This window comes from Nitrobacter vulgaris (assembly GCF_002028545.1).
Taxonomy (GTDB): domain Bacteria; phylum Pseudomonadota; class Alphaproteobacteria; order Rhizobiales; family Xanthobacteraceae; genus Nitrobacter; species Nitrobacter vulgaris.
This window is the reverse complement of sequence record NZ_MWPQ01000011.1, coordinates 17,430-27,957: the sequence shown is the minus strand read 5'-3', so window position 1 is coordinate 27,957 and position 10,528 is coordinate 17,430. Positions and strand designations below refer to the sequence as shown.

At 57.9% G+C, this 10,528-nt stretch carries 12 protein-coding genes; 1 reads left to right on the top strand and 11 read right to left on the bottom strand.

Annotated features, from left to right (window positions below):
• The 4 genes from B2M20_RS04075 to B2M20_RS04060 all read right to left on the bottom strand — a co-directional run.
• Positions 1–458, bottom strand: a 458-nt coding sequence (locus B2M20_RS04075) for a prepilin peptidase (RefSeq protein WP_079445817.1), incomplete at its 3' end; no start/stop codon positions are given.
• Positions 459–665: 207 nt separating this feature from the next.
• Positions 666–1,352: an energy transducer TonB gene (locus B2M20_RS04070; protein WP_079445816.1), complete on the bottom strand. Its 687-nt coding sequence runs from the start codon at positions 1,350–1,352 to the stop codon at positions 666–668.
• A 54-nt stretch (positions 1,353–1,406) separates the two neighbouring features.
• Positions 1,407–1,790: an ExbD/TolR family protein gene (locus tag B2M20_RS04065; RefSeq protein WP_079445815.1), complete on the bottom strand. Its 384-nt coding sequence runs from the start codon at positions 1,788–1,790 to the stop codon at positions 1,407–1,409.
• Positions 1,783–2,154, bottom strand: coding sequence for a MotA/TolQ/ExbB proton channel family protein (locus B2M20_RS04060; RefSeq protein WP_079445814.1), 372 nt, complete (start codon positions 2,152–2,154; stop codon positions 1,783–1,785). Before B2M20_RS04060 ends, B2M20_RS04065 begins: the two co-directional genes overlap by 8 nt.
• 421 nt (positions 2,155–2,575) lie before the next feature.
• Here B2M20_RS04060 and B2M20_RS04055 point away from each other — a divergent pair, with 421 nt between their 5' ends.
• Positions 2,576–2,803: a hypothetical protein gene (locus tag B2M20_RS04055; RefSeq protein WP_139372831.1), complete on the top strand. Its 228-nt coding sequence runs from the start codon at positions 2,576–2,578 to the stop codon at positions 2,801–2,803.
• A gap of 705 nt (positions 2,804–3,508) precedes the next feature.
• Here the strand turns inward: B2M20_RS04055 and B2M20_RS04050 are convergent.
• From B2M20_RS04050 to B2M20_RS04015, 7 genes are all read right to left on the bottom strand, one after another.
• On the bottom strand, positions 3,509–3,913 hold the full coding sequence (locus B2M20_RS04050) for a winged helix-turn-helix domain-containing protein (RefSeq protein WP_079445812.1): 405 nt from the start codon (positions 3,911–3,913) through the stop codon (positions 3,509–3,511).
• Positions 3,914–4,523: 610 nt separating this feature from the next.
• Positions 4,524–4,733 carry a cold-shock protein gene (locus B2M20_RS04045; RefSeq protein WP_079445811.1) on the bottom strand — a complete coding sequence of 70 codons (210 nt, stop codon included), beginning with the start codon at positions 4,731–4,733 and terminating at the stop codon, positions 4,524–4,526.
• A gap of 258 nt (positions 4,734–4,991) precedes the next feature.
• On the bottom strand, positions 4,992–5,234 hold the full coding sequence (locus tag B2M20_RS20735; protein ID WP_420799263.1) for a hypothetical protein: 243 nt from the start codon (positions 5,232–5,234) through the stop codon (positions 4,992–4,994).
• A gap of 343 nt (positions 5,235–5,577) precedes the next feature.
• Positions 5,578–6,030, bottom strand: coding sequence for a DUF2721 domain-containing protein (locus B2M20_RS04035; RefSeq protein ID WP_079445820.1), 453 nt, complete (start codon positions 6,028–6,030; stop codon positions 5,578–5,580).
• Between the two features lie 296 nt (positions 6,031–6,326).
• The gene (locus B2M20_RS04030; protein WP_079445809.1) at positions 6,327–6,881 is read right to left on the bottom strand and encodes a thioredoxin family protein; all 555 of its coding nucleotides are present in this window, start codon (positions 6,879–6,881) and stop codon (positions 6,327–6,329) included.
• A 557-nt stretch (positions 6,882–7,438) separates the two neighbouring features.
• Positions 7,439–8,938: a S8 family peptidase gene (locus B2M20_RS04020; RefSeq protein WP_079445807.1), complete on the bottom strand. Its 1,500-nt coding sequence runs from the start codon at positions 8,936–8,938 to the stop codon at positions 7,439–7,441.
• Between the two features lie 39 nt (positions 8,939–8,977).
• On the bottom strand, positions 8,978–10,483 hold the full coding sequence (locus B2M20_RS04015; RefSeq protein ID WP_158081496.1) for a tyrosinase family protein: 1,506 nt from the start codon (positions 10,481–10,483) through the stop codon (positions 8,978–8,980).
• Between the last annotated feature and the right edge of the window lie 45 nt (positions 10,484–10,528).

Sequence of the window (10,528 nt, the reverse complement as noted above, 5' to 3'; positions counted from 1 at the left end):
CCTTGTTGCTGCAGAAGGATTACCGCAAGCAGACCGAACGCGAGAAACGGACCAAACGGCAGCGCCGTTAACCGCGTTACCGGCCGCTTCGAAAGCCTCATGAGTCCGGCCGCCGCAAGCGCGGTGCCCGAGGCGATCAGAAGCTGAGTCGGTATGCCGACAATGCCGATCCAAACGGCGGAAGCTGCGAGCAACTTGACGTCGCCGAGTCCAAGTCCCTGAAACTTGCGCCACTTGAAATAGAGCCAACGCAACAGCCAGACCATTGCGCCGATAACGACGCCCTCGCAAAGCATAGCGACCGCGGGCACCCAGCCCGCGAGCGCCGCCATCCGCACCAAACCGATCGCGGCAATCAGCAGATTGAGCCAGTCGGGAATAATGCCTTCGCGCAGGTCAATCCATGCGAGCCAGACACACGCAAGACCGAGCAGGATCAGAGACGCCGTCGCGATCATCCGTACCGGTTTAAATAAAAAAAGTCTCAGAGGACGCCTCGGGAACGAAGCGACCATTCTCATCAGCTTATTGACGGGGAAGAATCGCTCAGGCTTTTGCTTCTACCGACTCGAGTTGAAAATTATGCAGGGTTCAGATCGAATGGGTTAGAGCCAACGATCACCTTTCACTTGTGGCCTTGCTAGTCCAAGGGCCTGGTAGGCTACCTAGTTCTTCTTCCCGTAACCGACGACGAAGGCAACATTCATCTCGCTTGGCGGCGGTTCGAAGGGTGCGCTGGCGCGGACGGTTGCGAGCGCGCTGGCATCGAGCTTCGACTGGCCGCTGCTTTCCGCGATCGCCAGCGTGCCGGGCTTGATCTGCCCGCTGGGAGCGAGCGTGAAGGACACCCTCGCATTGCCATGCAGACCGGCTCCGCGGCCTTCGTTTGGATATACCAGATGGGCCTGGACCTTCTTGGTCAGGCGCTTGACATATTTGCGTAGGCGGTCCGCCTCGAGATCCCGCTCGGCTTTAAGAATCTGCGCCTTCTGCTGTTCATCGGGATCCTTCACCTGGTGCACCTGTGGAGGAGCCGGCGGTTGCGGCGCGGAGATCTGCGGTTGTGGCTCCAGCGGCTTGGCGCCTTCATCCTCCCGCGGCTCGGGCGGTGGCTCCTCCTGCGGCGGCGGCGGCGGTTGTTGCTCCGGCGGCGGCTGGTCAGGCGGCGCTTGCGCCACTTTTTCCTCGACCTGCGTATCGGAAATCTCGCCCTCCAACTCCACGACGAGCATCTCGGCGTCGTCGGGCGGCGGCGTCAAACTGTTCACGACAAACGGCAGCGCCACCGCCGAATGCAGCGCCAGCGAAACAGCCATGCCGTGCCAGATCGTGAACTTCAGCGCCCGATTCATGATCTCTCTCGCGACGCACGACGATGAACGCTCAAACGACTGCCCGCTATCATGTCATTTGGCCGCGTTCTGGGTCTGCACCGCGACCCTGGTGAACTTGAGCTGCTTGAGCACATCGGTGACGTCGACGAACTGCTGGAATTGGATCGCACGGTCGGCCCGGATCAGGAACGAAGTCTCCGGCGCCAAGTCCTTCGCCTTCTCAGTCAGCGTGTCCTTCGTGACCTGCTCGCCGTCAAAATAGATCACACCGCCGACGGCCAGCTCAATCGTCTTGTCCTTCTGCTTGTTGGTCTCGGCATGCGCGGTCTGCGGCAACGCGATCGGAATGCGGCCGGTGGCGATGAAGCTCGCGGTCGTCAGCACGATGGTCAGCAACACCAGCATGATGTCGACAAACGGGATGACGTTGAGGGTGTCGATAGGCTCTTCATCCATGAGCGCTCTCCCGAGCGATCTCCCATTCCAGCATCATCACTTTCGCCTTGCGCAGAAGCGCGTTGTAAATCACCACCGAGACCAGCGCGACGATCAGGCCGGCAGCGGTGGCCTTCAACGCCAGCGCCAGACCGATCATGATCTTGCTGGTGTCGATCGAGGTATCGAGGCCCAACGTGTAAAAGGTCAGCATGATGCCGAGCACGGTGCCAAGCAGTCCGATATAGGGCGCGTTGGAGGCGACCGAGGCGACGACGAACAGCCGCTGGGTCAATTTCAGTTCCAGAGCCTTGATGCTAGCGAAGGCTTTCGGGTCGACGGTGCGATAGAAAAAGATGCGCTCGAAGGCGATGGTTGAAAACATAAACGCCAGCCCGTTGTGGGCTGGCGCCTGCCTCGCGTCTTGCAGAACCCCGGAGCGGTCACCGACCTTATCAGAGGCTTGTCTTTCGAGTTCCGCGCAGTCCGCGGCAAGGTCTGCCTTTCAGGTCTGGACAGGCCGCGCGGAACAAGGCGTCGCTAGATCTGGCCGTAGCAATGGTTAGTAAGGAAAGTCGGCCAGTAGGTACCGCTGACGTTATTCAGCATGAAATCGAGGAGATCAGTACCAATGGTATCCTGAGCGGGGACTCCTGAATCGATCCGAATGCCTTCTCGAAGGCCCAAATCTGTCCCGGCATCGCGCCAATCAAGTCAGGCACCCCGGATTACGTCTATGTTGAATTCACCGGCTCGAACTATGTCCTGCTGCAGGGAGTGAACCGGTCGAGCCATGACAGATGCGGATGACCTTTCCGAAGCCGGGCTGCCTCGAGGCCGTGAAGTCCGCACGTAAATCTTTTGCAGGCTCGAAGAAATTTGACGCCACGGCAATGGTGGCAACGGGCGGCGCGACTGTCGGCAAGCAGGTCGCCGCCCCTGCAGAGGTTGCAGCAAGAGCGCCGATGGCTGTGGCCGAACTCCACCAGTCGCCGAGTTTTGGCGTATCCCGCTTCTCGCGCGATATTATTTAAGACATTTCTGGACATAAGTTTCCCTTTCACCCATCGAGCGTCCGGGCAGCGACTGCCACCGATGCCGCTCCTAAAATATATGATGAATTCAATTTGGATATGATATATTCATATGAATATATCGAATACCTTTAAAATCATGCGAGTCAATTGAGAAGTTGCGCGACGGGTTTAAGCAACCTTCGGATGCGGACCGGCCCTTTAATCTAATTTGCAATAGGTCGGCGCTGACTCAGCATGACGTGCCGCGATCTAAATGACAGCACCTCAAAAGGTAAGATTCTCGATAGAGAGAGCTTCCGCATTTGTTAAACGCCAAAGGCTCTGCCTCTACTCCTACGCAGAGACGAAACTTGACGAAAGGTCCGACCGCTTGGGAGACCTGCGGTGTGGCGATATTATACGGATCTAGTCGCCATCAATCTGCATGCCGTTATGAAGCTGCCGCTTCGCTATGTCAGCGAAACCGATGCGTTGGCAAAGCCGCGGCTTCGAAATCAGCGACACACTCATTCAAATACAAGCGGGCCGGAGCTAATGCTCCGGCCCGTTTTTCCGATACCAGATCAATACTCTGGAATTGAAACCAGACCTGAGTGCGCCAGTGTGAATGATCGTGCCGACGTGCTCGCCATGCAAAACGGCGGTGAGCCGTCCGGGGTGCGGTAGAAAACTGAACCGCTCGGGCATCAGAGCGCAGCCAAATCAACGGGCTTTGACGTCCCTGTCTCGTTCCATGCTTTTCTTCGGATGCCGGATGTCGTTTCGTAGCGCCTCGAGTTCCTTGTGGACCGCGCTGGCGGCATCGCGTTCTATCTTGCGATAGCGAGCGACCAGGGCGACCCCGAAGGGGGTCAGGACCGCGCCGCCGCCGTTCTTGCCGCCGGTCTGCCGCGCGACTGCCGCCTGCCGGCAGATGCGATTTGTTTCATCGACGAGATCCCACGCGCGCTTGTAGGACATGTCCATGGCACGTCCAGCGGCCGAAATTGAGCCGCAAGTCTGTATGCTTTCAAGGAGCTGAATTTTTCCGGGTCCAATGCGGCACTCTGGATCGAGATCGATCCGCAAAATCAGTGAGGGTAATGCTCTGTTGGATGAGGCCGGCATTTCACACTCAATGCGCCCAGAAGATGAGTCTCCAACATTATCATTTGTAACGTCAATTTTCTATCGCTAAGCGTGTCAGCCAAAGCTGCGTTGAAAAGGGAGTGTCCCGCCATCAGCGGTGTTAAACGTCCGCACTGAGCGGGCTATGATCGTTGGACGCAAGCGCCACTTCGCCAAAGAATGAATCCGTCAGGATGCTCTCACGTAAATCCAATGTGATCCTGACCGTGTGAGGAGAAGATAAGGGCTGGCTGGTCGGGCATCTAGGTCGAGATCCGACTGAGCAGATATCGCAGACCAGACGCCTGCTGACCCGCTCTATCTGTCATCCTGAACAATTTGGCAAAAACAGAAGTCGGCTTTTCCCGTTTCGTCTAATATCTACTAGAAGCTCCGCGACCGCCAGCCGACAACCCGTGCCAAATGTCTCGCCATCCCCAATAATGCATGCGCAGACAATTGGAATACGGCAGGCTGTGACGATTACCCAATGCGACACAAAAGCGTTTGGAGTTCACCGATGCGCGTATTCAACCGATCCAGGGGGTGAAGCTCGTCCAATATTGAAACCGACGAGCCCCTTCAGTACAATACATCCGTAGATTTGTTCTCACCTTAGAGACAAATTCTCCGCGCTCACCTTACCACGCGCCTCATCGGTCTTGGCTTCAAAAGACACCTTTTGACCTTCGCCAAGACTGTTCAACCCGGCGCGCTGAACAGCGCTGATGTGCACGAACACGTCACTGCCGCCACCATCCGGCTGGATAAATCCATAGCCCTTTTGGCCGTTAAACCACTTTACTGTACCTGTCGACATTCTCTTCTCCAGAGTATCACAAAGAAAGCCGCGCCATCCACCGAGATGAACAGCGCGGGAAGTCTTGGGAACGCTAGTGGCCCGAAACCGGGTCACAACCGCCTTGCGGCGAATACGGACGGAGGGAGCATGTCCATCGTCGTATTCAACTATATATATCGTAGTTTTTCAAAATTGCACAACAAACTTTTTTCGGGGTCAGGGCATGTGCCTGCGGATCATCTCCCCTTCGTGAACCATGACATTTCGGCGTATCCGTCACTTACCCATCTTAGCTTTGATCGATTTCAACTCCTTCGCACAACCGATGGTCACGTCGTCCTTATGTTGCTTAAGACACTGAATTATTTTGCCACCGCCTGGCTCTATGCCAGGACATATTCTGGCCGCGTCTGCTTTGCAGGCAGCAAGCGCACCGGCTTGAGCTTTGGATTCTTGAGATGCGGAAATCGTGAACAGGAGGACCGCAAGAAGCGAACCTGTAACCTGGTGTGTAAGCATTGTCATAACTTCGTTTCCTCTGCCACAAAGCAACAAAGCGCGAGATGGATTATGATAGCGCCCGAACAACTGCCTTGATCTAAGTCAATGCAATCGAGTGTGAACAGGTTTTCGAAGCTGTCGGTGATGCTTACACCGGACGACCTTGCAAGATGACTCACTCTCCGAAGTAGGCTTCCTTTCAGGAAGCACTCGGATGAGGATCGACCCGCTTCAAATGCAGTGACTGACCATTCGTGCAGTCCCCCGCATCTCGTTCGGCCGACGCGCGAGTCTTTGGAGACATGGTCATTGTAACGCGTTCAGAATGCTGCGATGCCTACCGCCAAGTTCAAATTGCAGCTTACCGGTAAAGGTCGACCTCGTGGAGAGCCAGTCTGGTCTCGCGGGCCAGATCAACTAATGAAACACTGAACAGGATCATGGCGGCCATGAACAAGAGCGCGATTCCATACTCGTGCCGGAGATGAAGAAACGCACTGACGAATGCTCCGAAAATGATCAGAGCGGTCGTGATTGCGGCCAGGATCGAGCAGAAGAGCGATCGGTTCAAAAGGACAGCGCGACGCCTGAGCCGAGGCAAATCACTTCGAAAGTGAAGTCGCGAAACGTCGTCATCAGGGATACTGTGGATGAAATGCAATCGGTCGATCACGCGATTGATGCGCGATATCACGACGGAGATGAAGGACGCGACCGCACCGAGTAGAAATGCCGGGGCAGCAACATTCGAAATTATCCGAGCGAATTGATCGATCGAAGGCGTCACCGGTAGTAGTCCAATCACAGTTCCCATGGGTTCATGCCAACTAAAAAACGATTGAAAACAGCCTGCCGCTTGAATGAAGCTGAGACTCGCTCTGAGCGCAAGATGGGAGAGCCCGGGACGGTTCGGATAATCGAATACGTTGTAGACGAGCGTCTCGCCCAATGGTTGCACAGTTTAGTTTGCTTATTAACCCGATGAGTCGCTTCAACTGGTAGCGCGAGGCGGACGTTGGAATCGTATGAAAGCGACCCGCGCGGACGGCATGTCTATGCTCGCCTGACTTCGAACCGCGTAGCTGGTGCGGCTCGATGACAGCGCTCGGCTTATGCATCCTTCCATTTGATCGAGCAGCCAAGGGACGGATTTTGATCAGCTGGCGCCACACCGGTCCTCGCAATCGCGCGCATGGCCTCGACGAGCTCTCGGGGCGCCTCCGCGCGGGGCGCAGTTTTGCGGCCTTCGTCGAGGCGACCCCGGTACTTGAGCTTGCGGTCGGCGCTGTAGCCAAAGAAGTCCGGCGTACACACCGCTCCATACGCCCGCGCGACCGCTTGGGTCTCGTCGTGCAGATAAGGAAATGGGAAACCATGAGCCTTGGCGAAATGCTGCATATTCTCAAATGAATCTTCGGGACGGTTCGCCGCATCGTTCGAACAAATCGCCACAAAACCAACGCCCTCAGACATCAGCACCCGCGCGTCCGCAACCATGCGGTCGATCACCGCTTTGACGTAGGGGCAATGATTGCAGATGAAGGCGACGACGGTGCCCTTTTGGCCCGCAAGGTCGTCCAGTCCGTAAGTCTTGCCGTCAGTCGCTGGAAGCCGAAACTCAACCGCCGGCGTATCGAAAGTAACTTGGTCGGCTGTGATCGCCATCTCGCATCTCCTTATAGCCGAAATAGAAATATGTGATCGGGTTCTAAAGTCTGACTCCCTTCTCGGCTGCAGGGAGATGATGAGATCGTTTTGCGGCCCGCGATCCCGACACGTCGCCCTGAGGGTCGTGAGCTCCTGCCCGTACGTTCGGATGGTGGACAAATGCAGAGGATGTACGGCATCTTATCTCGAAAGCGAATGACCAGTTCAAAGCCTTTTTATTATTGTATGAGCCTTCCATCCTTCATGCCTGTTGCCACAGCTGCATGCCGTCTCGCGATAGGGTGACTGACCTCGTGAATGACGATCAAGGCTTGCGTCTCGGAGGCCGTGCAGATTCCTGGAACGGCTTCACGGGGCTATATTGCCGCTCCTCTGAAAATTGCAGCCCAAGTTGTCCGTCCGTTACAGCCTGTAAATCTTCGCTGGTGCCCTCGACCCGCAACATCTTCGTCGAGCGTTCAATGATTTGAAGGCCAGGGTGATTCTTCACCACTTCGACCACCTGATCGGGTAGCGGCCCCGGGCCTCGTTGCCTTAGAATAAAAACGACCACCTTACGCGTCGCCTCCTTCATACGGTATCCCAGCCCCCTGCAGATCGGCAGGGAAGCCGAGCGAGGCCGCCGCGCCTAACACGAGCTGCGCGAGCCGCGTCGAACGCTCTGACCTCCGAGGCATGCTGAGGACGTCTGCGTTGCGGGCAAGCATCCGTGCCGCCATTGCACTAACAACCGGACAGGCCATCGAGGTCCCACTCAACACTCCGTACCCGCCCGGCACTGTTGAGACCACGCCAGCCCCCGGTGCTGTGAGGTCCACCTCGAGGCCCGCGTTGGAGAACGCGGCGATGTAGTCGTCGGAATCAAGACCAAACGGCGGCGTCACGTCGGCCGCCTCCACCGACTCATCCGGAAAGGTTCCTCTTCGGCCTAGCGCTGAAACCGCAAGGCAGAGCGAGTCGCGCGCCGGAAATCCCACGCTTTGGCGAAACGAGTTCCCCGTAGCTGCAACCGGTAGCACCCCGCCTTCGCGTGCATCCTCAATCGCGGTGCGCACAGCCGGATCTTCAACACCATCTTCAAGAATAAAACTCATGTTGAGGATGTCGCAGCCGTCACGAACCGCGGCGTCGATCGCCTTTGCAACCGAGAAATTGGATGCAAGACCGCCCGCTGAGCCGAACGCCCGGTAACTTCGAATCCGAGCGCCCGGGGCAATGCCCCGAACTCCCGCCGGGGCCGTGCCCCGGCTCGCAATGATTCCGGCCACGTGAGTGCCATGCCCGGAGCCGTTGTCCGCGTCGCCCTCGCAGACCAGGTCTGCATGAGGCCCGACACCACCATCAATGACTCCGACGGTGACGCCGGCACCGGTGTCAGCTTTAGCGCTTGGAAAGAAGTGTCTAAGGCTGTCGGCGCGCGTCAAATCGATCGGCTGCAAAGAGAGGGTCGCTCCATCGTCGAGCACGAAGTCGGATTGAAAAAGCCCCCAATACCCAGCGAGTGGCGGGTATACGTAGAGCCTCTCAAGCCGCACCGGCATGGTCTCGAACGCGAGCAGAGCCAGTCCGTCCTCGTCGGATACGCCATTCCGCCCCTCCCGGGTCGCGAAATTCGTAAGAGCCACGACTTGAGCGTTTTGAACGGGGCGTCCCGTCAGCCTATCGACGATCCTGAGAGAAAGCGAACCTACGCTTCCAGAATCAGTAGCCACAGAGAGCGCTGCAGGCCGAGGGGCCAAAGCAGGCCGGTAATGAACGACCGGAACCAAGTCAAGCTCGGGGAATGCCGCCCGAAAAGCTGGAATGTCCCGCCTGATCACCTCAATCAGCTTGGGCCCATCTCCGCGGATCGAATCGATGACATGGCAGCGAACGCCCTTCGCCAGGGTCACGGCTGCGCGAAGTTCAGGCAGCCGATCCGTTTCGTGCAGAACATCCACCAGCGAGTCCAGCTTGCGCAGAACCCTCCTGGCGGCCGCCGACAGGGACGGTCCCCGAGCGCGCAACCTGCGCCGCGACATGAGTATCAGTTGCTCGATACGGTCGTCGTTCATTGGCCGAGCTCCCAGGCCACGCCGACAGGACGGCCTAGACTACTGCCGTACGAGGGCAACCGACCCGACCGCTGGCCGCGCGTCCGCTGCCGCCGCGCCCGCGGGCGCGATGCGCACCGTCGGAGGAGTGCCATTGCCCGCCGCGGCGCCAGTGACCCTGTCCGTCACGTCAAAGCTGTAGAACTTATCGGACTGTACCATGCCGCCGTGCTCGCCGTGTCCCACGGCGTCGAAGAAGTTGATCGCACCCACGGGGCCCGAAGCCGGGCCGGAGGGAGCGCCAGACGGCGGATCGAGATAGACGTTGTAGCGGATCCCGGGCTGGGCGTGTGCTTGCAGATTTTGCAGGACCAGGAAGACTCGCTGGTTTTGGCCACCCGCCGCGATCTGCGCGCTCATCGGCACCGCGGCAGTCGTCGTGAGAGGCACTGATACCGCCGCCCCGCTCAGATTGACAGGCCCGGGCTGCGCTTGCTGGGCGATGATCGATGGAGCAAAAGCAGCAACCATAGCTCCAGCCGGCGTCGGCGAAAGCGGCGGCACTGGTACTGGCTGATCGTAGGTATAGGCACCGTCCTCGATCGCCTCGGGCTCCACGAAGTCACGGTTGACCGGGTCCACCCGGCTGCTGTTTTCGTTGGCAAACGCGAAACTCTGGTCGAGCCAACTCGTACTGGTCGGGTTCTTTCGCCCCGCCTTATTCCAACTCCACCACATACGGTCGATGTTGCAGTGATGGAGCCAGAAGATCGGGTCCCGCGCTGCCCATGGCACGCTGCCCATGTTCGAAGTGTTTCCGACGAGCACGTGGACATCGCCGTGAATCCCCCTCTCAACATCAGCGCTAAAACCGAGCGCGACACCTTTTATGTCGAAATCCCGTCGGGCAAGCGCATCAAGATTTAACGGCGCATCCGCATCCTGATCGATGGGCTGCCCTCCATTCACATTGGCCGTGCCAGGAATGGAGCCGTCGTTGCGATTTGCGCGGAAGAGCACCTTGTACAAAGGATCATTCGGTCTGCGAAACTGTTCAGGGATCGCCTTCTTTCCGTCGGTCGTGTAGTCCCAATATGGAAGCGTGAAGGTGGCGTCGTTGAGCTGTTTCTGGATGATCCGCTCGAAGAGATAGACGTACATGCGATGCCATGGGAGGAACATTCGCTGTTGCTGTGGTAGTCCGTTCGCCTGATGCGGTTGGCATGTATTCCACGTCGCGAGCGCGAGAAGCCGGCTCGGATCGTTCGGCGGCGCCCCGGAATAAAGCCGCGCGACCTCTGCCGCCATTCCCTTAGTGGGATCGACCGAGTGCGTGTACCATTGGAACAGCCAAGATAACGGACTGGCCTCCGGTGTCTGCGCCATCATCTTGGCGACGGCTCGGGCATATTTTTCCAGCATTCCCTGTCCCTGCGGGCTTGTCGCCTCGAACCGAGTCAGGACGGTAGCTGGTTGTGCGTGCGCTTGATGAACCCAGGCCGGCAGCGGAATTGTTGCAAGAGCCGCACCGCTGGCAATGAAGTTTCTGCGTGAAAGCACGGGCATGGTCGTCCTCCTCGAAGCTGCACCGGAGGAGAGTACACGAACAAC

Bases quoted from the DNA above. Each gene is read 5' to 3' on its own strand.
- B2M20_RS04055 (WP_139372831.1), top strand. From the start codon at position 2,576: ATGACCTTTCCGAAGCCGGGCTGCCTCGAGGCCGTGAAGTCCGCACGT.
- B2M20_RS04060 (WP_079445814.1), bottom strand. From the start codon at position 2,154: ATGTTTTCAACCATCGCCTTCGAGCGCATCTTTTTCTATCGCACCGTC.
- B2M20_RS04045 (WP_079445811.1), bottom strand. From the start codon at position 4,733: ATGTCGACAGGTACAGTAAAGTGGTTTAACGGCCAAAAGGGCTATGGA.
- B2M20_RS04015 (WP_158081496.1), bottom strand. From the start codon at position 10,483: ATGCCCGTGCTTTCACGCAGAAACTTCATTGCCAGCGGTGCGGCTCTT.
- B2M20_RS04050 (WP_079445812.1), bottom strand. From the start codon at position 3,913: ATGCCGGCCTCATCCAACAGAGCATTACCCTCACTGATTTTGCGGATC.
- B2M20_RS04070 (WP_079445816.1), bottom strand. From the start codon at position 1,352: ATGAATCGGGCGCTGAAGTTCACGATCTGGCACGGCATGGCTGTTTCG.
- B2M20_RS04030 (WP_079445809.1), bottom strand. From the start codon at position 6,881: ATGGCGATCACAGCCGACCAAGTTACTTTCGATACGCCGGCGGTTGAG.
- B2M20_RS20735 (WP_420799263.1), bottom strand. From the start codon at position 5,234: ATGCTTACACACCAGGTTACAGGTTCGCTTCTTGCGGTCCTCCTGTTC.
- B2M20_RS04035 (WP_079445820.1), bottom strand. From the start codon at position 6,030: ATGGGAACTGTGATTGGACTACTACCGGTGACGCCTTCGATCGATCAA.
- B2M20_RS04065 (WP_079445815.1), bottom strand. From the start codon at position 1,790: ATGGATGAAGAGCCTATCGACACCCTCAACGTCATCCCGTTTGTCGAC.
- B2M20_RS04020 (WP_079445807.1), bottom strand. From the start codon at position 8,938: ATGAACGACGACCGTATCGAGCAACTGATACTCATGTCGCGGCGCAGG.